We start from the raw sequence: 23,020 nt of genomic DNA, 5'->3' as shown, positions 1-23,020 counted from the left end.
CCTTGGGGCTTGCCAGTCGGCGAGTTTACTTTACATAATAGATAAGGAGGATACACTCCATGCACGAAAGAGCACTAAAGGTATTGGAATTCACCAAGGTAAGAGAGCAGCTGCTCGAGCATGCCGCTTCCCCACTGGGGAGAGAAAAAATTATCAACCTCGTGCCATCCACTGATTTTGAAGAAGTGGTTAGACTTCAAACAGAAACAGATGAAGCGGCAACGGTTTTTCGCATTAAAGGAAATGTCCCGTTATCGGGGATACATGATATCCGTGCCCATATTAAACGATCGGTTATTGGCGGAATCTTAAGTCCGCATGAATTAAACCAAACCGCCAGCACCATTCATGCCAGCCGCCAGATGAAGCGGTTTATTGAGGATATCGCTGCGGAAAGAACGGAATTACCCATTTTATTGGAGCAGGTAGAACGGATTATTCCGCTGGCAAACCTGGAGCAGGAAATCAAACATGCCATTGATGAAAGCGGTGAAGTGTTAGACGGTGCGAGTGAGCTGCTTCGCTCGTTAAGGCATCAGCTCAGATCCAATGAGTCCCGTGTTCGTGAAAAATTGGAAAGCATGATTCGCTCCTCGAATGCGGCTAAGATGCTTTCTGATGCGATTATCACGATTCGAAATGACCGATTTGTCATTCCGGTAAAACAAGAGTACCGTGGCCACTATGGCGGGATTATTCATGACCAGAGCTCATCGGGGCAAACGCTATTTATCGAGCCTCAAGTGATTGTCCAATTGAATAATCAATTGCAAGATATTCGTGTGAAGGAACAGCTTGAAATTGAACGGATCCTAACAGAGCTTTCAGCAAATGTTGCTGAGCATGAGAACGAACTACATGTAATCGTTGATGTTTTAGCCAATTTGGATTTTATTTTTGCAAAAGCAAGATATGGAAAAAAAATAAAGGCATCTAAGCCGGCGATGAATCATGATGGGAGAATCTCCTTATATAAAGCAAGGCATCCGTTTATTCCTATCGATAAAGTGGTTGCCAATGACATTATGCTTGGGACGGATTATACCACCATTGTTATTACTGGTCCAAATACCGGGGGGAAAACCGTCACTTTAAAAACGCTTGGCTTGTGCTGCCTAATGGCGCAGGCAGGATTGCAGGTGCCTGCACTGGACGGATCTGAGCTTGCCGTTTTTGATGCCGTCTATGCCGATATTGGTGATGAACAGTCGATTGAACAGAGCTTAAGTACATTTTCATCGCACATGGTCAATATTGTCGACATCCTTAACAGTGTCGATTTTAACAGTCTTGTGTTATTTGATGAGCTGGGGGCGGGAACGGATCCGCAAGAGGGTGCAGCCTTGGCCATTTCCATATTAGATGAAGTGCACAGGCGGGGGGCAAGAGTCATTGCCACAACCCATTATCCGGAATTAAAGGCATACGGCTATAATCGTGAAGGTGTACTGAATGCCAGTGTCGAGTTTGATGTCGAAACCTTGAGTCCAACGTATAAGCTGCTTCTCGGCGTTCCCGGCCGAAGTAATGCCTTTGAAATTTCGAAGCGATTAGGATTGAATGATCGTGTCATTCAAGCTGCACGTTCACATGTAAGCGAAGATACGAACCAAATCGATAAGATGATTGCCTCCTTGGAGGAAAGTAAACGGGTGGCGGAAATTGAACAGCAGGAAGCCAGGGATTATTTAAAACAGGCAGAAAAGCTTCATCAAGATTTGCAAAAACAAATGATTGAATTTTACGAGAAGAAAGACGCTATGCTTGAAAAAGCGGCCGAAAAGGCAGCAGATATCGTTGATGAGGCAAAAGACGAGGCAGAGAAGGTCATTCGTGATCTACGCAAAATGCGAACGGAAAAACATGCGGAGATTAAGGAGCATGAATTAATTGATGCCAAAAGACGCCTCCAAGAAGCGGCACCGGAAATTAAGAAGTCAGTAAATCTAACCAATAAGAAAAATAAAAAACATACCTATATGCCGGGCGATGAAGTAAAGGTTTTAACGTTTAACCAAAAAGGTACGTTGGTTGAAAGGGTTTCAACAAATGAATGGCAGGTTCAGATTGGCATTCTGAAAATGAAGGTAAAAGAGAAGGATATGGAATATATCAGCACACCAAAACCGGTAGAAACAAGACCAATGGCGATTGTTCAAGGGCGGGAATCAATCGTAAAACTGGAACTGGATCTTCGCGGTGAAAGGTATGAGGATGCTCTGTTGAAGGTGGAGAAATATATTGATGATGCCCTTCTATCCAGTTATCCTCGTGTATCGATTATTCACGGGAAAGGGACTGGGGCATTACGGCAGGGCGTCCAAGAATACTTAAGAAACCATCGTTCCGTCAAGAAAATTCGCTTTGGAGAAGCCGGAGAAGGTGGTTCGGGCGTAACCATCGTAGAATTTAAATAATGTCGGGGAGATAAGGTTATGAACCAGTTTTGGGAGAACGAATATATTCAAATTGCAGCTTATTATAGTGTTGTTATTCTTTGCATGGTTGTCTTTTTAGCGGTTTTTGAGATGGTAACCAAGTATAAAAATTGGGAAGAAATTAAAAAAGGAAATTTGGCAGTAGCGATGGCAACCGGAGGGAAAATATTCGGTGTCGCCAATATATTCCGAGCGTCGGTGGAGGAGCACAATTCATTGCTTGAAATGGTCGGCTGGGGGATCTACGGCTTTGTTCTTTTATTAGCAGGCTATTTTATCTTTGAATTTTTAACGCCAAAATTTAAGATTGACGAGGAAATCCAAAATGATAACCGTGCTGTTGGATTTATTTCGCTAATGATTTCAATTGGATTATCATATGTAATTGGTGCAGGAATTTAGTAAGGGGAGAAAAACAGTGGAAACATTGGCAAAGGTACTGATTGGATTATGCGGCTTGTTTTTACTTATTGGCATCGTATATTTAGTGTTTTTTGTTTAATAAGAATGCACCGCTGATCGTAATCAGCGGTGTTTTTTTTGCAATAACTTCAATTGTTTATTGTGAAATACTGTACTATAATATAAGAGAGTTTAGAATTTTTATAATTAAATATACAAAAGGGAGGTTATGTGTGTTGGAGTCAAAACCATGGTTGGATATTTATCCGAAAGAAATTCCTGCCACACTTGAATACTCTTCAGAACTCGTCCAGGATTATCTTGTAAAAGCAGCAAAAGAGTTTCCGGAAAAAATAGCGATTCACTTTATGGGGACAGAAATGACCTATAAAAAGCTCTTTGATGATGCATTATGTTTTGCAAGTTATCTGCAGGGGCATCTGGCAATGAAAAAAGGCGATCGAATTGCGATCATGCTTCCTAATACTCCACAGGCGGTTATAAGCTATTTTGGTATATTAATGGCGGGCGGCATCGTCGTTCAAACAAATCCATTATATACCGAACGTGAACTAGAGTATCAGATGAAAGATTCTGGAGCCCAAGCCATTATCACCTTAGACATCCTCTATCCAAGAGTCTCAAAAGTTATGCCGCAGACTAATTTACAACACATTATTGTAACCGCTATCAAAGACTACTTGCCATTTCCCAAAAATCTCATTTATCCTTTTATTCAAAAAAAACAATACGGTATTGTTGTGAAAGTAAAGCATGGGGGATCCTCTCATTTATTGACGGAAATTCTAAAGGAGGGTCCAAAAGAGTTAACTGCATACGAGTTTAATCCCGAGGAAGATATTGCGCTGCTCCAATATACAGGAGGAACAACTGGTTCTCCAAAAGGTGTCATGCTGACGCATAGAAATTTAGTGTCCAATACAGCCATGAGTGAGGCATGGCTATACAAAGCCAAACCGGGAGAAGAATCGATGCTTGGCATCGTACCTTTCTTTCACGTCTATGGAATGACTGTCTGTATGATCTTATCGATTAAAATGTCCTGTAAAATGATTTTACTTCCAAAATTTGATGCACTGACAACGTTAAAAACCATACACAAACAGAGGCCAACGCTATTTCCGGGAGCACCAACTATTTATATAGGCCTATTAAACCATCCCGACTTAAAAAAATATGATTTATCCTCCATTGAAGCCTGTATAAGTGGTTCGGCTCCGCTGCCGCTTGAAGTCCAGGAGAAATTTGAGGAAGTAACCGGAGGCAAGCTTGTCGAAGGCTATGGTTTGTCGGAAGCATCACCTGTCACACATTCCAATTTCCTATGGGACGTGGAAAGAGTAAAGGGCAGTATCGGTGTTCCATATCCTGATACGGATGTAAAAGTCGTCTCAATTGAAACAGGGGAACAATTGCCTGTCGGGGAAATTGGTGAAATTATCATTAAAGGTCCGCAAATTATGAAAGGCTATTGGAATCGTCCTGAAGAAACGAAGGAGGTCCTTCATGACGGATGGCTGTATACAGGTGACCTGGGTTATATGAATGAGCAGGGATATTTTTATATTGTCGATCGCAAAAAGGATATGATTATTGCAGGCGGATATAATATTTATCCTCGAGAGATTGAAGAAGTATTATATGAGCATCCGGATGTACTTGAAGCCGTGGCCGCCGGGATTCCAGATCCATATCGCGGCGAAACCGTAAAAGCTTATATTGTGTTAAAAAAAGGATCTACCCTCTCAGCAGATGAAATGAACCAATATGCACGAAAATATCTCGCGTCATATAAGGCGCCAAGATTATATGAGTTTAGAGAAGAATTGCCGAAAACGGCCGTAGGAAAAATTTTACGAAGAATGCTTGTAGAAGAAGAGAAACGAAAAATAGAGGAAGAAAGCCAAAAGCACGCCTAATTTTTTTTGAACATAAAGGCTTGTCTCAAAATATATTTTATTATAGGATAATAAAGTTCGAACAGAAATTCTTGACAGGAATAAATTAAAATTTTATTATTAAAATATGAATGATGATTCATTCATATTTTTCTTTTTGCAAATGTAGTAATGTACTTCAAAGGGGGGATACATGTTGAAAAAAAGTAAGCCGAAATATATGCAAATTATTGATGCCGCGGTCATTGCCATCGCCGAAAATGGTTACCACCAAGCGCAAGTTTCAAAAATTGCGAAACAGGCAGGAGTGGCAGATGGCACGATATATCTTTATTTTAAAAACAAAGAAGACATCCTCATCTCACTCTTTGAAGAAAAAATGGGAAACTTCATTGAAAAAATAGATCAAATGATAGCAGGAAATGGGACAGCGGCGGCGAAGTTATTAATGATGATCGAAGCGCATTTTAGCCTGCTATATGAGGATCATCATCTTGCCATTGTAACCCAGCTGGAATTGCGTCAATCCAACAAGGATTTACGGCTCCGGATTAATAACATTTTAAAAGGTTACTTACAGGTGATTGATAAGATTATTTTAGAAGGCAAAGACAAGGGAGAGTTTTCACCTGACCTTGATGTTCGCCTTGCCCGGCAAATGATTTTCGGCACCATTGATGAAACGGTAACATCTTGGGTGATGAACGAGGAAAAGTATAATTTGCTTGCTCTGGCATCCCCAGTCCATCGTCTTTTAATAAATGGATGCGGGGGCGGACAAGTAAAAGAATAGGGGGAGAAATTTTGGACTATTTAAAATGGTCGCATCAAGACAATATTGCGACGATCACGATTCAGCGTCCTCCGGCAAATGCTCTTTCTTCAGGCCTTTTACGGGAGCTGTCGGGTGTACTGGATGAAATTGAGCCAAACCGAGAAATTCGAGCGATTGTGATCCATGGTGAAGGACGCTTTTTCTCTGCTGGTGCGGATATCAAAGAATTTACCACGGTTAGTTCCTCTGAAGGGTTTGCTAACTTGGGTAAGTTTGGACAGGATTTATTTGACCGCATGGAGAAGTTTCCAAAACCGATTATTGCGGCCATTCATGGGGCAGCCCTAGGCGGCGGTCTTGAACTGGCAATGGCTTGCCACATCCGATATGTCAGTGAAACAGCTAAACTCGGTCTTCCGGAGCTTCAGCTTGGGTTAATACCCGGTTTTGCCGGCACACAGCGCTTGCCAAAATATGTAGGGGTCGCCCGAGCGGCGGAAATGCTGTTCACGTCTGAGCCTATTACTGGTTTAGAGGCAGTCCAGCATGGGCTGGCAAATCAAGCCTTTCCAGAAAACGAAGTATTTGAACAGGCTTATAAGTTAGCAGGAAAAATCGCTAAGAAAAGCCCTGTCTCGATTAGTGCTTCCATTCAATTATTAAACTATGCGAAAACAGAAGAGTTTTATAAAGGAACTGAAAAAGAGGCAGAACTGTTTGGCGAAGTGTTTGTCTCAAAAGATGCAAAAGAAGGCATCCAGGCCTTCCTTGAGAAAAGGGAACCAAACTTTACAGGTGAATAACTTCTTAGGCAGGATTCCTGCTTAAGAAGTTGTATACATTTATTTTTCTAAAAAATTTTCTTAATCTTTCAAACTGAGCGAATGCTCGGAAATATGGAGGGGACCACAAACATGAACATTTATGTGTTAATGAAAAGAACCTTTGATACGGAAGAAAAAATTTCGATATCTGCTGGGAAAATCAATGAGGATGGTGCAGAGTTTATCATTAATCCTTATGACGAATATGCAATTGAAGAAGCAATCCAAGTCCGCGATGCCAATGGCGGAGAGGTAACCGTTATATCTGTTGGCAATGAAGAATCAGAAAAGCAATTGCGTACAGCACTTGCAATGGGTGCGGATAAAGCTGTCCTCATTAATATTGAAGATGATGTCGAAAACGGTGACCAATTTACAACTGCAAAAGTCATTGCTGAATACTTAAAGGATAAAGAGGCTGATTTAATTTTAGGAGGAAATGTTGCGATTGACGGCGGTTCCGGTCAGGTTGGCCCTCGTGTGGCAGAACTGCTAAACATTCCTTACGTAACAACCATTACGAAGCTCGAAATTGACGGAACAAGCGTAACAGTTACGCGCGATGTGGAAGGGGATGCGGAAGTAATCGAAACAAGCCTGCCGCTATTAGTCACGGCGCAGCAAGGTCTTAATGAGCCCCGCTACCCATCATTACCGGGTATTATGAAAGCGAAAAAGAAGCCGCTTGAAGAAATAGAATTGGATGATCTTGACCTTGAAGAAGAGGATGTCGAAGCAAAAACAAAAACAATCGAAATCTATTTGCCGTCCAAAAAAGAAGCTGGAAAAGTTTTATCCGGCGAGTTAAATGATCAGGTTAAAGAGCTTGTTCACCTTCTTCATACCGAAGCAAAAGTAATTTAAGCGAATTCACATAAAAATTGTTTTTTCAGGAGGTAAACTTACATGTCAAGAAAAGTATTGGTATTAGGAGAAGTTCGTGACGGGTCATTACGTAACGTTTCTTTCGAAGCAATTGCTGCGGCAAAAACGGTTGCAGAGGGTGGAGAAGTTGTAGGAGTATTAGTCGGTGAAACTGTAAGCGCTTTAGGTACAGAACTCGTTCAAAACGGAGCGGACCGTGTGGTCGTTGTTGAGAATGATAAACTAAAACAGTATACATCTGATGGGTATGCGCAAGCATTATTAGCTGTTATTGATCAAGAAAAGCCGGAAGGTTTGGTTTTAGGCCATACCGCGCTTGGAAAAGACTTGGCACCTAGAATTGCCGGGAAACTTTCATCCGGTCTCATTTCCGATGCAACAGCAGTTGAAGCTGCCGGAGGAAATATCGTCTTTACCAGACCTATTTATTCCGGAAAAGCATTTGAAAAGAAGATTGTGACAGACGGTTTAATATTTGCAACCGTTCGTCCAAATAACATTGCTCCATTAGAAAAGGATGAAAACAGAAGCGGAGAGGTTTCCTCACTAGCTGTTGATATTAAAGACCTTCGTGCCATCATTAAAGAAGTAGTAAGAAAAGCAAGTGAAGGCGTGGATCTAAGCGAAGCGAAAGTGGTTATCTCTGGCGGGCGCGGGGTGAAAAGTGCTGACGGATTTAAGCCGCTTAAAGAATTAGCAGACGTTCTTGGCGGAGCGGTCGGTGCTTCACGTGGTGCCTGTGACGCGGACTACTGTGATTATTCCCTGCAGATCGGACAAACTGGAAAAGTAGTTACGCCTGACCTGTACATTGCCTGCGGAATCTCCGGAGCCATTCAGCACTTAGCCGGTATGTCTAACTCCAAGGTTATTGTTGCGATCAACAAAGACCCTGAAGCAAACATTTTCAAGGTAGCTGATTATGGAATCGTTGGCGATCTATTTGAAGTCGTGCCATTATTAACAGAAGAGTTTAAAAAGCTTAAAGTACATTCATAATAAGAAAAGCGGAAGCGCCTTGACCAGTGGCGACAGGCATATGACGAACGGGCGGGAAGGTTGTTCTTTAACCTTCCTGACGGATTGGCTTATGCCCCAGACCCCCTAGGCGCTGGAGCTTGACAATAGGATAAAAGCGAGCGGAATAATCCGTTCGTTTTTTGTTTAATTTTCAACGTTAAGGGGAAAATAACATGTAGAGCAATTTATTAGCGTGATTTTCCAATCGATGTTATACTTTCGGTAGTATTTCAGTAATATATAGGGGGTAAATAAAAAATGGCTATTTCACATTTAACAGATCAAAATTTTGCTTCTGAAACAGGATCAGGGCTTGTACTTGTAGATTTCTGGGCACCATGGTGCGGACCTTGTAAAATGATCGCGCCAGTTCTTGAAGAACTTGACGCTGATATGGGCGATAAAGTGAAAATCACAAAGCTTGATGTGGATGACAATCCACAAACTGCTGCTAACTTTGGTGTTATGAGCATTCCAACTTTGTTAGTAATGAAAAATGGCGAAGTCGTTGACAAGGTAGTCGGCTTCCAACCAAAAGAAGCATTAGCAAGCGTATTAGAAAAACACGTATAAGATCTAAAGTGAAAAAACCTTAGCTGGAGACCGTTCCCGCTAAGGTTTTTTGCGTTTTATGTAACTAAAAGTAGGAAAAAAGATGAATGTGGCAGCTAGATAAAAAGTTCATTTACCATCTAAAGAAAAAAGAAGCCCGCGTGGTAAATGAAACCCTATTACATTGACCAAATCACGAAAAAGACGGCCAAGTGGTAAATGAAACCCCGTTACATTGACCGAAACCCATAAAAAATACCTCAATCGGTAAATGAACTGCCTTCCTACTTCCCTTTATGTGCCGTTTGCATTACTATTTTATAAGATAGCCAAAAAAAGACGGAGTGGGGTGGCCGGAAATGAATGAAACGATAAAGCAAAAACTGACACTGCTGCCTGATCAGCCTGGCTGCTACTTAATGAAGGACCGTCAGGGAACCATCATCTATGTGGGGAAAGCAAAGGTGCTGAAGAACCGTGTTCGGTCCTATTTCACCGGTTCGCACGATGGCAAAACATTAAGACTTGTCAACGAAATTGAGGACTTTGAATATATTGTTACCTCTTCGAATATAGAAGCACTTTTACTGGAATTAAACCTTATCAAGAAGTACGATCCAAAATACAATATCATGCTGAAGGATGACAAAAGCTATCCGTTTATTAAACTGACAGCTGAAAGGCATCCGAAGCTGATCATTACACGAAAAGTAAAAAAGGATAAGGGCAAATACTTTGGCCCCTACCCGAATGTCGGTGCGGCTAACGAAACCAAAAAACTACTCGATCGGATTTACCCGCTGCGCAAATGCTCCACATTGCCTGACCGAGTCTGCCTTTATTACCATTTAGGGCAGTGCCTCGCCCCATGTGTCAATGAAGTGAGCGAGGAACAGTATAAGCAGATGACCGATGAAATTACGCGCTTTTTAAATGGCGGGTATAAGGAAATTAAAAAAGAGCTTACGGAAAAAATGACTGCTGCCGCAGAGGAACTTGATTTTGAACGGGCAAAGGAATTTCGTGATAAAATCGTTCATATTGAAACCATCATGGAGAAGCAAAAAATAACGATGACAGATTTTACTGATCGTGATGTCTTTGGCTATGCCGTGGATAAAGGCTGGATGTGTGTTCAAGTCTTCTTTGTACGTCAAGGAAAGCTCATTGAGCGGGATGTTTCCATGTTTCCCATTTACAATGAACCGGAAGAAGAAATATTAACCTTCCTTGGCCAATTTTACACAAAAGCAAATCACTTCAAGCCAAAGGAGATTCTGATTCAGGATCAAGTAGACTTATCAATGGCAGAACAGCTGCTTGAAGTCAAAGTGCTGCAGCCGCAGCGCGGACAAAAAAAGGATCTCGTCAAAATGGCAATAAAGAATGCCAAAATTGCCTTAAATGAAAAATTCTCCTTGATTGAAAAAGATGAAGAACGAACGATCAAAGCAATCGAAACCCTTGGAGAACTTCTTGGGATTTATACCCCGCACCGGATTGAGTCATTTGATAACTCAAACATTCAGGGAACGGACCCTGTTTCCGCGATGGTCGTTTTTACTGATGGAAAGGCTAATAAGCGAGAATACCGAAAATATAAAATCAAATCGGTTAAAGGCCCTGATGATTATGAGTCAATGAGAGAGGTTACAAGAAGAAGATACACAAGAGCATTGAAAGATGAATTGCCGCTTCCAGATTTAATTATCATTGATGGCGGAAAAGGACATGTTGAGGCCGTAAGAGATGTACTAGAAAATGAGCTGGGGTTGGATATCCCGCTTGCAGGGCTTGTTAAGGATGAGAAACACAGAACATCCCAGCTTCTTTATGGAAATCCATTGGAAATAGTCCCGCTTGCAAGGAATAGCCAAGAATTTTATTTATTGCAAAGGATTCAAGATGAAGTTCACCGCTTTGCTATTACCTTCCATCGTCAACTCCGAGGGAAAGGTGTATTCCAATCCTTGCTGGACGATATTCCGGGAATTGGTGAAAAACGGAAAAAACAATTGTTGAAGCAATTCGGTTCTGTGAAGAAAATGAAGGATGCTACGTTCGAAGAATTTCGGGCCCTGGGCATTCCGGTGAATGTTGTGGAGGAATTAATGAAAAAACTTCATTCATAAACATTGTCAGAAAAAATGTAACATGCTATAATGAGTGAAAATTTAATTTACTATCACTTTTAAGTACTAAAGTGAAGGTAGAGGTGCGAGCTTCAATAGTAATGATTCTGAGAAGGATGAGCTTCAAGGAAGAATCATGAAAGGGGATGTTCGCCGAAGTGAAGAAGGTCTCATTTCTTTCTTTGCTGGTTCTGCATTGAATAAATGCAGGATTGTCAAGACTTGTGTCTTGGAGAGCTATCTTACATTGTGTGTACGAGAATTTATTTTTTCGTGTGTATGAAGCAATGAGATGCCCTCTCATTGCTTTTTTTATTTTTTCAAGGGAAAGATAAAAGGAATAATCGAAAGTAGGGGAAATCATGGGGCTGATCGTCCAAAAGTTCGGAGGAACCTCCGTCGGTAGTGTAGAAAGAATCTTAAATGTGGCAGCATGTGTGAAACAGGAAAAAGATCAGGGTAATAATGTCGTTGTCGTTGTGTCGGCGATGGGGAAATCAACCGATCATCTTGTCGGTCTTGCGAAAGAAATTTCTAAACAGCCAAATAAACGGGAAATGGATATGTTGTTATCCACAGGGGAGCAGGTGACAATCTCCTTATTATCGATGGCTTTAAATCAACAAGGGATTGAAGCCGTATCCTATACAGGATGGCAGGCGGGAATTGTAACGGAACCGGTTCATGGAAATGCTCGAATCTCAAAGATAAATACGGAAGCAATCCAGAGCCAGCTTTCAGAAGGGAAAGTGGTTATTGTTGCCGGATTCCAGGGGATCACAGAAACCGGTGAAATTACCACGCTTGGCCGCGGGGGTTCTGATACGACTGCAGTGGCATTAGCTGCAGCACTTAAAGCGGATAAGTGCGATATTTATACCGATGTGACCGGGGTGTTTACTACGGATCCAAGGTATGTGAAAGAAGCACGCAAATTATTATCTATTTCGTATGATGAAATGCTGGAGCTCGCAAATTTAGGCGCGGGTGTCCTTCATCCAAGAGCAGTGGAATTTGCGAAAAACTATCAGGTTCAGCTTGAGGTTCGTTCGAGCATGGAGAAAATAGAGGGAACAGTCATTGAGGGGGAAGCAACAATGGAACAAAATTTAGTGGTACGCGGGGTCGCATTTGAAGATGAAATTACAAAGGTAACGGTACTGGGACTAACCAATTCACTAACAAGTTTATCGACAATTTTTACCACATTAGCGCAGAATCATCTTAACGTTGATATTATTATTCAAAGCACAACAGAGGGTGGAACAGCTAACCTATCTTTCTCCATTCATACAAATGATTTATTAGAGACATTAAAGGTTCTAGAGGATAATAAAGGAGTCCTGGGGTATGAACAGCTCGATGCAGAGAATAAATTAGCTAAAGTGTCGATTGTCGGTTCAGGGATGGTCTCAAACCCAGGTGTAGCAGCAAAAATGTTTGAAGTACTTGCTGCAAACAACATCCAAATCAAAATGGTCAGCACATCCGAAATAAAAGTATCAGCTGTCGTCGAAGAAAAACATATGCTCCAAGCAGTAGAAGCACTACACTCAGCATTCGAACTAGGTAAATAGTAAGAGGCTGTTAATAGTAAAAAGGGTGACAGGCACCATTAAGGTGCCTGTCACCCTACTTAACGTGAATATAGTACATTGGTAAGTTTGCGGCTATTATTTGGTGGGGTCTTTTGGATCCCATTTAATGGTGAATTGGACCTTGTTTGCTTTTTTGACAGGGTGCTCGAAGGCTTCGGTGATGACTTCTTTTTGGAGCTCAATTTGCTGGGCTAGGAAACCGGCCTCAAGCTGGAAAAAGTGCTCTGCTTTTGATTTTACACGAGACACAATTAACGGGCTGGCTAATTCAACTTCAATTGCGTGCTTTGTTTCTGTTTTAAGTTGAAGCTGACCCCAAGAAGCATTAGCAAAAAACTCAATAACCTGATCAAAATCAGCCAACGGGAATTTCCGAGCGAGACGTTTCCCTGCCCAATATAAGATTTCAGGAGTGTCCTTTCCAAGAATCTCCGGCAACAGGTATTCCCGGATTAACTCATATCCGAATATCGGTATAGTTCGTGGTTCAGTGTCATTTTCATTCAAATTTACAACAGTACTTTCTTTCACATGTTTCCCCTCTTTCTATCATTCTATTATATACAATTTGTGTTAAAGTTCATTACTGTTTTCAAGATAAAATAATGTTATTGTACAATATGTAATCTTATTTATCATCATAATTATCTTTTCCTAAAAGGTAAAATTACCAACAGTAAGATGTTGGTAAATGAGGGTGAAAAAATACTGCTTTTTTTAGAAAAAGACAAGTCTATTAAGCGTTTCAATACATTCTATTATAATATCAATATATTTTAAAAATTTTATTTTTTACTAAAGATTGTGTATCCGTTTTCTTGACGCTCTAGGATGTTGGGAGTAAAATGGACATGTCACATAATTGTCACAGTGGTGGTAAGTTAAGGATCTTGTTAGGGGAAAAACATAACATCACGTTTAAAAATTCAAGGGGGGTAAAGTAATGGCGGGTAATCGAGAATTTGTTTATCGCAGATTGCATTCGTTGCTGGGCGTTATTCCAATCGGAGTATTTCTGATACAGCACCTTGTAGTCAACCATTTTATCACAGGAGGACCGGAATCCTTCAATAAGGCTGCAGGTTTTATGGGAAGTCTGCCATTCCGGATTGTCCTGGAAACAGTAGTTATTTATTTACCAATTCTTTTTCATGCAATTTACGGACTTTATATTGCTTTTACGGCAAGCAGCAATGTTAACAGGTTTGGTACATACAGGAACTGGATGTACATGGTGCAGCGTGTAACAGGAGTCATCACACTGATATTTATTGCATGGCACGTTTGGCAAACTCGTGTGGCTGCAGCATTTGGTGCTGAGGTATCCTATGATATGATGCATGATATTCTTTCATCACCATTTATGTTCGTTTTCTATTTAGTAGGTATCCTTTCAGCTATTTTCCATTTTGCCAATGGTTTATGGTCATTCCTGGTTAGCTGGGGGATTACTGTGTCACCACGTTCACAAGTCATATCTACATATGTGACAATTGGTGTTTTTGTGATTCTATCATTTATTGCCATTCAAACATTAATCGCATTTGTTTAATAAATAACTATTGTTCGGAAAAATATTGTATTTTGGATTGAGGGAGTGAGTCACGAATGGGTAAAGGTAAAGTGATCGTAGTCGGCGGCGGCTTAGCAGGCTTAATGGCTACCATCAAGGTTGCAGAATCGGGAACACCGGTAGAACTATTTTCTCTTGTTCCGGTTAAACGTTCTCACTCTGTTTGTGCCCAAGGCGGTATTAATGGAGCTGTAAATACAAAAGGTGAAGGTGATTCTCCGTGGATTCACTTTGACGATACCATTTATGGCGGTGATTTCTTAGCCAATCAGCCTCCGGTAAAGGCGATGTGTGAAGCTGCACCGTTTATTATTAATTTATTTGACCGGATGGGAGTAATGTTTAACCGTACTCCTGAAGGCTTATTAGACTTCCGGCGCTTTGGTGGAACACAGCACCACCGTACTGCATTTGCCGGCGCAACAACTGGACAGCAATTGCTATATGCACTAGATGAGCAGGTTCGTCGTCACGAAGTAGATGGTTTGGTAACAAAGTATGAGGGCTGGGAATTCCTCGGTGCCGTTGTAGATGATGATGGCGTATGCCGCGGGGTGGTTGTCCAAAACCTTAAAACAATGGAAATTAAGTCGTTTTCTGCTGATGCCGTTATTATGGCAACCGGCGGTCCTGGAATTATTTTTGGTAAGTCAACGAACTCCGTTATTAATACAGGATCTGCTGCATCAATCGTGTACCAGCAGGGAGCAACTTACGCAAATGGAGAAATGATTCAAATTCATCCAACTGCCATCCCTGGTGATGATAAGCTCCGTTTAATGAGTGAGTCAGCTCGTGGTGAAGGCGGACGAATTTGGACATATAAAGATGGGAAACCATGGTACTTCTTAGAAGAAAAATATCCGGCATACGGAAACCTTGTTCCACGGGATATTGCCACACGTGAAATCTTTGATGTTTGCGTTCGTCAGAAGCTTGGAATTAACGGCGAAAATATGGTATTCCTTGATTTATCTCATAAAGATCCACATGAATTAGACGTAAAACTGGGTGGTATTATCGAGATTTACGAAAAATTCATGGGTGATAATCCACGTAAGGTTCCAATGAAAATATTCCCAGCTGTTCACTATTCAATGGGCGGACTATGGGTTGATTATGATCAAATGACTACTATTCCAGGCCTATTCGCTGCCGGTGAATGTGATTATTCACAGCATGGCGCCAACCGTCTTGGTGCTAACTCCTTGCTTTCAGCCGTTTATGGCGGAATGGTTGCCGGACCGAACGCGGTGAAGTACGTCGACGGGCTTGAAAAGAGTTCTGAAGCGATTTCTTCTACAATCTTTGATCGTCACGTGAAAGAGCAGGAAGAGAAATGGAATGCTATTATGTCTCTAAATGGCACAGAAAATGCGTATGTACTTCATAAAGAACTTGGGGAATGGATGACAGATAACGTAACAGTAGTCCGTTACAATGATCAGCTGTTAAAAACAGATGAAAAGATTCAGGAGCTTTTAGAGCGGTACCAAAACATTAATATCCATGATACATCAAAATGGAGCAACCAAGGAGCAGCCTTTACACGCCAATTACAGAATATGCTGCAATTGGCACGTGTTATTACCATCGGCGCATACAACCGTAATGAAAGCCGTGGTGCACATTATAAACCAGACTTCCCGAAACGGAATGATGAAGAATTCTTAAAAACAACAATGGCTAAATTTGTTGATTCTACATCTGCTCCTGCCTTCCATTATGAAGATGTTGATACATCGTTGCTTAAGCCGCGTGAACGCGATTACACTAAAAAGCATTAATAGAAAGGGGAGTAGGAAAGAATGTCTGAAAATAAAACAGTAAAGTTTAAAATAATGCGTCAAGATGGTCCAGATTCTGCTCCTTTTGAGGAGGAATTTGAGGTTCCCTACCGTCCGAATATGAATGTTATTTCGGCGTTAATGGAAATTCGTAAAAATCCTGTAAACGCGAAGGGACAAGCCTCAACCCCTATTACTTGGGATATGAACTGTCTTGAAGAGGTTTGCGGTGCTTGTTCAATGGTCATCAATGGCAAGCCGCGTCAATCCTGCTCGGCACTTGTTGATCAATTAGAACAGCCAATCCGTTTAGAGCCAATGCGTACCTTCCCTGTCGTCCGTGATCTACAGGTGGACCGCAGCAGAATGTTTGATTCCTTGAAAAAGGTAAAAGCATGGATCCCAATTGACGGAACCTATGATTTAGGACCGGGACCGCGTATGCCCGAGAATAAACGCCAGTGGGCATATGAATTATCTAAATGTATGACATGTGGTGTTTGTTTAGAAGCATGTCCTAACGTTAACAGCAAAACCAACTTCATGGGACCAGCTGTATTTAACCAAGTCCGCTTATTCAATGCCCATCCAACAGGTGCGATGAATAAAGCAGAACGCTTAAATGCTTTCATGGAGGACGGGGGAATGCAAGGTTGCGGGAACTCCCAAAACTGTGTGCAAGCATGTCCAAAAGGTATTCCAATTACGACTTCCATTGCAGCTATTAACCGTGATGCAACAATGCAGGCATTTAGGAACTTCTTCGGAAGCGATCAAGACTAATAAGAACCAAAGGCATCCGATTATCGGGTGTCTTTTTCATTTCTATTTTATAAAAAGAACGATATAATTAGTATAAAAATGAATGGATATTCATATTTGCGAAGGAGTTTGGCAAAATGGGAAAAGCATCGTACATCGAGGATCTTCATCAATGGGAGCAGGAGTTTGAATTTCATACCTCTGTCACGGTTCGTTTCTCCGAGACGGATATGTTTGGGCATATGAATAATACGGTTCCCTTCGTTTATTTCGAAGCGGCAAGGATTAAATTTTTTCAATCCATCGGGTTAATGGAGCAATGGACACGGCCGGAAAGTGATACTATTCCCGTGGTGGCTGATCTTCAATGTGACATTTTACAGCAAGTCTTTTTCGATGAAAGGTTAACCATTTATGTAAAGGCACAATCTGTTGGGAATTCGTCTATCGACATTCACTATCTGGCGAAAAAAGAAGATGGATCTGCCGGGTTTGTCGGCAGAGGAACCATGGTACAAATCTCGAAAAGGACGGGCAGAGGGGTTCCGTGGACTGAGGAAATGAGAAATATCCTTGTCAGCCTCAAGAAAGTTAGATAATAAACAGATTTATTTTAACAAAATCGTTCTCCTTAAAGCAATTATAGTCACTACATTTGTATCGTTCACATAAGATATGTTGACTAAATATATACCCACCCCACGATTCATTACTGGCGAAGGCAAGGAGGGTTACAATACTTGAAGGAGAATGATTATAATCACAAGCCGCTACTCACCAAACGTGAAAGAGAAGTATTCGAACTACTAGTACAAGACAAAACAACGAAAGAAATCGCTGGTGAATTATTTATAAGCGAGAAAACCGTTAGGAATCACATTTCAAATGCCATGCAGAAGCTTGGTGTTAAGGGGCGTTCACAAGCAGTTGTAGAGCTCCTTCGTATGGGAGAGCTAGAACTTTAAATGATGACCGGCATCCATCTTTTGGAGGCCGGTTCATCTTTTTCTAATGACTGGTTCGAAACGGGATTGGAATAATTTCCTGCAACATCCAAATGGTAGTACAAATGGCTTTATCCAATTTAAAATCCAATCACAATGAAAATATGGGCTAAACGGATTAAATGTTATATAAGTCAATGGAAAATAGTTGAAATGCCTTGAAAGTTTTATCAGTAAAATTTACAATAACAATAGAAACAGAAATAATTTAGAATCCAAGTAGCAAATGAAGTAAATGATAGTTTGCGGATTAGGCTGTATACATAGATACTAGGACCATCGTACTGATTTAAACATTAGCATCATAGAGGCGGTAGTGAGTTAGACAGTGAGCTAGACACAAGCCAAGATGGGGAGTCTTACTCATCTTGGCTTTTTATTTTTTAATTAAAATCGCCGGGAAAGGAACTGATAGAGAGAGATGAACGGTCCTGTTGAAACAATTAAAAACGAGAAGAGAATGCTTTTGTTAGAATTTCTAGATGAAAATAGGAGCAGGTGTGAAACATTGTTCACTGATAACCTCGATGGTATTTTTATCTTGGATATTGAAGGAAATATTGTGCAAGTGAACCCTAAGTTTGAAAGACTTTCGGGATATGAAGCAGAAGCAGCGAAACAGGTGAAGCTCCAATTTCTTTTTCCTATTAATTATGTAAATAAAGTATTTCATCATTTTCATAAAGCCGTTCTTGGCCAATTTCAAAATTATGATTGTAAAATGACGAGTAAAAACGGGGAACTGGTTGATTTAAATATTACAAATGTCCCAATTAGTGTGAATAATCAAATAACAGGTGTTTGTGCTGTTGCCAGGGATATAACTGAATTAAAGAGAAGAAAAGAAGAAGTAAGAAAAGTGGAAGAAATGCACAAGATCCTAACGGATAATGTTTTAGATCTGATCATTAGCACGAATTTAAAGGGGGAAATCCTCTACGTATCACCATCCTGTGTCCATATTCTCGGTTATACTGCCGATGAAGTGGTCAATCAAAATAGTTTTGCCTTCATTCATCCTGATGATGCAAAAAACGCTTATTATAATCGAAAAAAAGTCCTCAGCACCCTGGAAAACGGCAGAGAATGCTATCGTATTTTGAAAAAAGACGGAGATTTTGTTTGGGTAGAGTCTATTTGTAAACCGATTATTGATCCTGAAACCCGTCATGTGCTTGAGGTGGTTAGTGTTCTTAGAGATATTTCGGCACAGACAAAGGTGGAAGAAGAAGCGAAAAAACGAGAAGAAACCTATCGTGACATTGTTGAGTACTCACCTGATGCTGTGTTTATCGCAAGTGGCGATCAGTTCCTTTATATAAATGAAACAGCAGCCACATTATTAGGAGCAGCAAATAAAGAAGATATTTATAATATCGGGATTTCCGACATCATCCATCCGGATTATCAAGAGATTGCAAAAGAACGAATTCAAGTTGTATTAAGAGGGGAAGCTACAGACTTTTTGGAATTTAAACTAATCCGTTTGGATGGCACTGTTTTTGTAGCGGAGGTAAAAGAGTTACCTACTATTTTCCAGAGTAAACCAGCGAGACATATTATCTTTAGGGATATCATGGAACGGAAAAAGACACAAGAACTATTACTCAACTCCGAAAAGTTAAATGTGGCGGGGCAGCTGGCTGCAGGGATTGCTCATGAAGTTCGTAATCCGCTTACTGCTATTAAAGGGTTTCTTCAATTAATGGAGGCACAATCAGATCATAATCAAAATTACTTTGAGATCATCCAATCTGAGATGGATCGAATCGAGCTAATTCTAAGTGAGTTATTAGTACTTTCCAAGCCTCACGAGCTAAAGTTTGAAACAGTAGATTTAATCAAGCTAATTGAAAGTGTGAAAATGTTAATAGATACCCAGGCAATCATGAATGGTGTCCGTATTGAAACGATTTACAGCTCTAAAAATATCACCATCAATGGTGATAAGAATCAGTTAAAACAGGTGTTTATCAATATCTTAAAAAATGCCATTGAAGCAATGCCAAAAGGCGGTATCATTACCATTGAACTGAAAAAATATAGTTTCAATAAGGTAAAGCTGCTCTTTAAAGATACCGGCAGCGGGATGCCTCAGCATATTTTAAAACGCCTGGGGGAGCCGTTTTTTACTACAAAGGAGGACGGCACCGGTTTAGGAATCATGATATCCAAACATATTATTGAAAATCATGAGGGTACGATTCATTTCTGGAGTGATCAAAAAGGTACCATCATAGAAGTTATTTTACCGATGGCAAGATATAACCAGAAGTAGCCATTCCCTTGAGGGAAGTGCTTGAAGTGAAAAAATCCGGCATCCAATTGGAAGCCGGTATATTTGTTTATTCACTTATTGTATAACTATATTCCACTTCATCTTTTTGTGGATTGTAATCAACATGTAAATCATGTCCATTAAAAAACCATAAATCTGTTCCTTCAATGAAAAAAGTAATTCCTTCTATTTCGGTTTTCACAGACATATCGACCGGTTCATTATCGACTGTAAACCCCAAGGCGAAATTTTCTTGTACAGGACTGCTCCCGTAAATTTGCGTGTAGAACCTCACTTTATTCCCCTTTTTTAATTCCACTTCTTCCTGAAACCACTTTATAGCTGCATTACTTATGTTGATCTGCATGAGAAAAACCCCCACTGTATTGAAGTCATTTTATCTGTTCATCATTCTATAATATCTCCAATGAATGTGAAACTAATTTGATTGGATCAAAAGGCTAAGTAGTTTTCGAACAGTTTCAGCTTGAAATTTTGCCGGAAAAAGGTGAAAATAAAGACAAGCTAAAATTATTTTACTAAGAATTTTTTAAATAATTGGCCTTGAGGATAAGCATATTTTAGGAGTGTTAAATCAATGGAACTCGAAAATCCGCAAAAAGGTACTGAGGAGATTTTTGCTAATATTGAAAAGGATTTACGTTATATATCTGGTATTATCAAACAAAAGGGCAGAGAAATGTTAAGTCATTATAAGATTACTCCTCCCCAATTTGTGGCCTTGCAATGGCTTTTTGAAGAGGGCGATATGACCATCGGTGAGCTATCGAACAAAATGTATTTGGCCTGCAGTACGACGACAGACCTTGTCGATCGGATGGAGAAGAATTTACTTGTAGAACGAGTGAAGAATCCAAGTGACCGTTGAGTGGTCAGGATTCACCTGCTTGAAGAAGGTAAGAGAATTATTGATGAAGTCATCAAAAAACGACAAGTTTATTTGGAAGAAGTGTTAAAAAATTTCTCAACGGAAGAAATTCAACTTCTTCAAACCGGTCTGATGAAACTTCATCAGGAAATGCGTTAGAATGAGGCGAGATGTTTGAAACAACCAATAGGTGTAATAGATTCCGGTGTCGGTGGATTAACCGTTGCCAAAGAAATTATTAGACAGCTTCCAAACGAGAAAATCATTTATTTGGGGGATACGGCCCGTTGCCCCTATGGTCCAAGATCGAGGCAGGAAAGTAAAGAGATTCACTTGGGAAATGACCACTTTTTTATTAGAAAAAAACATCAAAATGCTGGTGATTGCTTGCAATACCGCAACCGCAGCGGCACTTGATGAGATTCGCAAGGAATTGCCGATCCCTGTTCTCGGGGTAATTAATCCCGGGGCACGTGCAGCCATTAAGCGGACGAAAAACTATCGAGTTGGCATTATCGGCACAGTGGGCACAGTTAAAAGTGGTGCCTATGAAAAGGCATTAAAATCGCTAAACAGCCGTCTTTTTGTTACGAGTCATGCCTGCCCTAAATTTGTCCCGCTCGTGGAAAGCGGTGAATATAATGGACCGATTGCCGAAAGAATAGTGGATGAGGCGTTAAAGCCGTTATTAAACCAACATTTGGATACCTTGATTTTAGGCTGCACACATTATCCTTTGCTGGAACCGCTGATAAAAAATGTTATGGGCGAAACGGTACATGTCATTAGTTCCGGTGACGAAACAGCCCATGAAATTAGTGCGATCCTTCAATACAGTGGGCAGCTCGATGAATTAGAGTCTGTGCCGGAGCATGAGTTTTATACAACCGGCTCAAAAAGGCTTTTTTCAAAAATTGCCTCCCAGTGGCTGGGGATTCCAGTTGATCATGTGAATAAAATAAAACTATGAGTTCCTATCAATGATAGGGGCTTTTTTTATAAATTTATTCTATTTTTCTTTCACTAAGCGGTCTAATTTCGCATATAGCTCGTATATATGATAGTACAAACTGTCTTAGGGGGGAATTAATGTGTCTAAAAATAAAGCCAAAATCCTGGGTGTAACGGTGCTTACCTCAACAGTATTGCTTTCCGGCTGCGGCTTGTTTGGCGGGGAAAAAGAAAAGAAAATCGATCCGCCAAAAAGTGTGACGGTCACCGAAAAACCAGTAAGCAAGGAAACAGCTGCTAAAGAAAAGGCCAAGGCAGAGGACGTCATCAAGACTGAACTATATTTAATTGATAAGGACGGTTACGTCGTCCCGCAAACATTAGACTTGCCGAAAAAAGCTTCTGTTGCAACACAAGCACTTCAGTATTTGGTAGCAAATGGTCCAGTAACGAACATGCTCCCAAATGATTTTAGAGCCGTCCTCCCTGAGGATACAGAGCTCTCCGTCAACATTGATAAAGAAACAGGCGTTGCAACGGTTGATTTTTCAAAAGAATTTAAGGATTATAAACCGGAAGATGAGATGAAGATACTTCAATCGGTCACATGGACGCTAACGCAATTTGATAATGTCAAATCGGTCAAATTGAAAATGAACGGGCATGAACTGACAGAAATGCCAGTCAATGGCACCCCAATCAGCCAAAATCTATCAAGAGCGACAGGAATCAATATTGATACAAACGATGTCGTCGATATTACCAATACGAAGCCTGTTACTGTGTATTATATTGGTGGTGAAGAGGGCTCCTACTACTATGTTCCTGTCACTCGCCGAATTAGCAATAACGAGAAGGATCAATATGCTGCGGTCGTTAACGAACTAATTAAAGGGCCAAGCGGAAAATCTACTCTTGCGTCTGAGTTTGTTTCTGATGTGAAATTGCTTGAGGCTCCAAAATATCAAGACGGAACAGTCACCTTGAACTTCAATAAGAACATTTTAGATAGTTCTGAGAAAATGGAGATTTCACAATCATTACTAGATACTATCGTGCTCTCCTTAACGGAACAGCAAGGAGTTGAAAAAGTGGCGATTCAGGTTGACGGTAAAGCTGAAATAAAGAATGATAAAGGGAAAAAATTATCGGAGCCGGTCACACGTCCGGAAAAAGTCAATACAGGTAGTTTTTAAAAAAACATTTTTGTTATACTATATAGTGGACAATA

General features: G+C 40.6%; 19 protein-coding genes, 2 pseudogenes and 1 riboswitch. Of the genes and pseudogenes, 19 read left to right on the top strand and 2 right to left on the bottom strand.

Translation table 11 applies throughout. The annotated features are described in order from the left end of the window. Positions 1 to 59: 59 nt before the first annotated feature. The 10 genes from ACO1D1_RS18975 to ACO1D1_RS18930 all read left to right on the top strand — a co-directional run bounded on the left by ACO1D1_RS18975 (position 60) and on the right by ACO1D1_RS18930 (position 12,524). Entirely contained in the window at positions 60 to 2,417 is a 2,358-nt protein-coding gene (locus tag ACO1D1_RS18975; protein WP_423336704.1) for an endonuclease MutS2, read from the top strand. Between the two features lie 18 nt (positions 2,418 to 2,435). Continuing rightward, positions 2,436 to 2,840, top strand: coding sequence for a DUF350 domain-containing protein (locus tag ACO1D1_RS18970; RefSeq protein ID WP_149871191.1), 405 nt, complete (start codon positions 2,436 to 2,438; stop codon positions 2,838 to 2,840). Positions 2,841 to 3,073: 233 nt separating this feature from the next. After that, positions 3,074 to 4,780: an AMP-binding protein gene (locus tag ACO1D1_RS18965; protein WP_423336703.1), complete on the top strand. Its 1,707-nt coding sequence runs from the start codon at positions 3,074 to 3,076 to the stop codon at positions 4,778 to 4,780. Between the two features lie 175 nt (positions 4,781 to 4,955). Then, the gene (locus ACO1D1_RS18960) at positions 4,956 to 5,552 is read left to right on the top strand and encodes a TetR/AcrR family transcriptional regulator (protein WP_423336818.1); all 597 of its coding nucleotides are present in this window, start codon (positions 4,956 to 4,958) and stop codon (positions 5,550 to 5,552) included. Between the two features lie 11 nt (positions 5,553 to 5,563). Next, a complete protein-coding gene (locus tag ACO1D1_RS18955) occupies positions 5,564 to 6,337 on the top strand; it encodes an enoyl-CoA hydratase (protein WP_423336702.1) in 774 nt (257 codons plus the stop codon). Positions 6,338 to 6,448: 111 nt separating this feature from the next. Further along, complete coding sequence (locus ACO1D1_RS18950; RefSeq protein ID WP_423336701.1) at positions 6,449 to 7,222, top strand: electron transfer flavoprotein subunit beta/FixA family protein; 774 nt, start codon at positions 6,449 to 6,451, stop codon at positions 7,220 to 7,222. A gap of 42 nt (positions 7,223 to 7,264) precedes the next feature. Then, positions 7,265 to 8,242 carry an electron transfer flavoprotein subunit alpha/FixB family protein gene (locus ACO1D1_RS18945; RefSeq protein WP_149871187.1) on the top strand — a complete coding sequence of 326 codons (978 nt, stop codon included), beginning with the start codon at positions 7,265 to 7,267 and terminating at the stop codon, positions 8,240 to 8,242. A 279-nt stretch (positions 8,243 to 8,521) separates the two neighbouring features. Continuing rightward, a complete protein-coding gene (gene trxA, locus ACO1D1_RS18940; RefSeq protein ID WP_149871186.1) occupies positions 8,522 to 8,836 on the top strand; it encodes a thioredoxin in 315 nt (104 codons plus the stop codon). 338 nt (positions 8,837 to 9,174) lie between these two features. Next, a complete protein-coding gene (gene uvrC / locus ACO1D1_RS18935) occupies positions 9,175 to 10,947 on the top strand; it encodes an excinuclease ABC subunit UvrC (RefSeq protein WP_149871185.1) in 1,773 nt (590 codons plus the stop codon). Between the two features lie 70 nt (positions 10,948 to 11,017). Beyond that, a riboswitch (Lysine riboswitch) is annotated at positions 11,018 to 11,195 on the top strand. 114 nt (positions 11,196 to 11,309) lie between these two features. After that, positions 11,310 to 12,524 carry an aspartate kinase gene (locus ACO1D1_RS18930; RefSeq protein ID WP_149871184.1) on the top strand — a complete coding sequence of 405 codons (1,215 nt, stop codon included), beginning with the start codon at positions 11,310 to 11,312 and terminating at the stop codon, positions 12,522 to 12,524. A 96-nt stretch (positions 12,525 to 12,620) separates the two neighbouring features. Here the strand turns inward: ACO1D1_RS18930 and ACO1D1_RS18925 are convergent, their stop codons facing one another. Then, on the bottom strand, positions 12,621 to 13,076 hold the full coding sequence (locus tag ACO1D1_RS18925) for a YslB family protein (protein ID WP_149871183.1): 456 nt from the start codon (positions 13,074 to 13,076) through the stop codon (positions 12,621 to 12,623). 412 nt (positions 13,077 to 13,488) lie between these two features. Here ACO1D1_RS18925 and ACO1D1_RS18920 point away from each other — a divergent pair, with 412 nt between their 5' ends. From ACO1D1_RS18920 to ACO1D1_RS18895, 6 genes are all read left to right on the top strand, one after another. Then, positions 13,489 to 14,097 carry a succinate dehydrogenase cytochrome b558 subunit gene (locus tag ACO1D1_RS18920; RefSeq protein WP_149871182.1) on the top strand — a complete coding sequence of 203 codons (609 nt, stop codon included), beginning with the start codon at positions 13,489 to 13,491 and terminating at the stop codon, positions 14,095 to 14,097. Between the two features lie 56 nt (positions 14,098 to 14,153). After that, positions 14,154 to 15,905: a succinate dehydrogenase flavoprotein subunit gene (gene sdhA / locus ACO1D1_RS18915; RefSeq protein ID WP_149871181.1), complete on the top strand. Its 1,752-nt coding sequence runs from the start codon at positions 14,154 to 14,156 to the stop codon at positions 15,903 to 15,905. Between the two features lie 21 nt (positions 15,906 to 15,926). Beyond that, entirely contained in the window at positions 15,927 to 16,688 is a 762-nt protein-coding gene (gene sdhB, locus ACO1D1_RS18910; RefSeq protein WP_149871180.1) for a succinate dehydrogenase iron-sulfur subunit, read from the top strand. Positions 16,689 to 16,804: 116 nt separating this feature from the next. Next, positions 16,805 to 17,266, top strand: a complete 462-nt coding sequence (locus ACO1D1_RS18905) for an acyl-CoA thioesterase (protein ID WP_149871179.1) — start codon at positions 16,805 to 16,807, stop codon at positions 17,264 to 17,266. 141 nt (positions 17,267 to 17,407) lie between these two features. After that, on the top strand, positions 17,408 to 17,632 hold the full coding sequence (gene gerE / locus ACO1D1_RS18900; protein WP_007087335.1) for a spore germination transcription factor GerE: 225 nt from the start codon (positions 17,408 to 17,410) through the stop codon (positions 17,630 to 17,632). Between the two features lie 460 nt (positions 17,633 to 18,092). Continuing rightward, positions 18,093 to 19,949, top strand: coding sequence for a PAS domain S-box protein (locus ACO1D1_RS18895; RefSeq protein ID WP_423336700.1), 1,857 nt, complete (start codon positions 18,093 to 18,095; stop codon positions 19,947 to 19,949). Positions 19,950 to 20,016: 67 nt separating this feature from the next. Here the strand turns inward: ACO1D1_RS18895 and ACO1D1_RS18890 are convergent, their stop codons facing one another. Next, entirely contained in the window at positions 20,017 to 20,316 is a 300-nt protein-coding gene (locus ACO1D1_RS18890) for a HesB/YadR/YfhF family protein (protein WP_423336699.1), read from the bottom strand. Positions 20,317 to 20,547: 231 nt separating this feature from the next. On the opposite strand from ACO1D1_RS18890, the pseudogene ACO1D1_RS18885 reads away from it, so the two are divergent. From ACO1D1_RS18885 to ACO1D1_RS18875, 3 genes and pseudogenes are all read left to right on the top strand, one after another. Next, a pseudogene (locus ACO1D1_RS18885) lies at positions 20,548 to 20,997 on the top strand (MarR family winged helix-turn-helix transcriptional regulator). Positions 20,998 to 21,012: 15 nt separating this feature from the next. Continuing rightward, positions 21,013 to 21,808 (top strand): annotated as a pseudogene (gene racE / locus ACO1D1_RS18880) (glutamate racemase). 121 nt (positions 21,809 to 21,929) lie between these two features. Beyond that, complete coding sequence (locus ACO1D1_RS18875; protein WP_423336698.1) at positions 21,930 to 22,985, top strand: GerMN domain-containing protein; 1,056 nt, start codon at positions 21,930 to 21,932, stop codon at positions 22,983 to 22,985. Positions 22,986 to 23,020 lie beyond the last annotated feature (35 nt).

It is taken from the genome of Neobacillus sp. 19 (genome assembly GCF_049463095.1).
GTDB lineage: Bacteria > Bacillota > Bacilli > Bacillales > Cytobacillaceae > Neobacillus.
Note: the sequence above shows the minus strand (reverse complement) of the source record. Positions and strands in the feature narration are given on the sequence as shown.

What these genes read in the sequence shown, in the direction of transcription:
- ACO1D1_RS18890 (WP_423336699.1), bottom strand. Translation starts at nt 20,316, where the DNA reads ATGCAGATCAACATAAGTAATGCAGCTATAAAGTGGTTTCAGGAAGAA.
- ACO1D1_RS18970 (WP_149871191.1), top strand. Translation starts at nt 2,436, where the DNA reads ATGAACCAGTTTTGGGAGAACGAATATATTCAAATTGCAGCTTATTAT.
- sdhB (WP_149871180.1), top strand. Translation starts at nt 15,927, where the DNA reads ATGTCTGAAAATAAAACAGTAAAGTTTAAAATAATGCGTCAAGATGGT.
- ACO1D1_RS18975 (WP_423336704.1), top strand. Translation starts at nt 60, where the DNA reads ATGCACGAAAGAGCACTAAAGGTATTGGAATTCACCAAGGTAAGAGAG.
- ACO1D1_RS18945 (WP_149871187.1), top strand. Translation starts at nt 7,265, where the DNA reads ATGTCAAGAAAAGTATTGGTATTAGGAGAAGTTCGTGACGGGTCATTA.
- ACO1D1_RS18920 (WP_149871182.1), top strand. Translation starts at nt 13,489, where the DNA reads ATGGCGGGTAATCGAGAATTTGTTTATCGCAGATTGCATTCGTTGCTG.
- ACO1D1_RS18950 (WP_423336701.1), top strand. Translation starts at nt 6,449, where the DNA reads ATGAACATTTATGTGTTAATGAAAAGAACCTTTGATACGGAAGAAAAA.
- sdhA (WP_149871181.1), top strand. Translation starts at nt 14,154, where the DNA reads ATGGGTAAAGGTAAAGTGATCGTAGTCGGCGGCGGCTTAGCAGGCTTA.
- ACO1D1_RS18895 (WP_423336700.1), top strand. Translation starts at nt 18,093, where the DNA reads ATGAACGGTCCTGTTGAAACAATTAAAAACGAGAAGAGAATGCTTTTG.
- ACO1D1_RS18905 (WP_149871179.1), top strand. Translation starts at nt 16,805, where the DNA reads ATGGGAAAAGCATCGTACATCGAGGATCTTCATCAATGGGAGCAGGAG.
- uvrC (WP_149871185.1), top strand. Translation starts at nt 9,175, where the DNA reads ATGAATGAAACGATAAAGCAAAAACTGACACTGCTGCCTGATCAGCCT.
- trxA (WP_149871186.1), top strand. Translation starts at nt 8,522, where the DNA reads ATGGCTATTTCACATTTAACAGATCAAAATTTTGCTTCTGAAACAGGA.
- ACO1D1_RS18930 (WP_149871184.1), top strand. Translation starts at nt 11,310, where the DNA reads ATGGGGCTGATCGTCCAAAAGTTCGGAGGAACCTCCGTCGGTAGTGTA.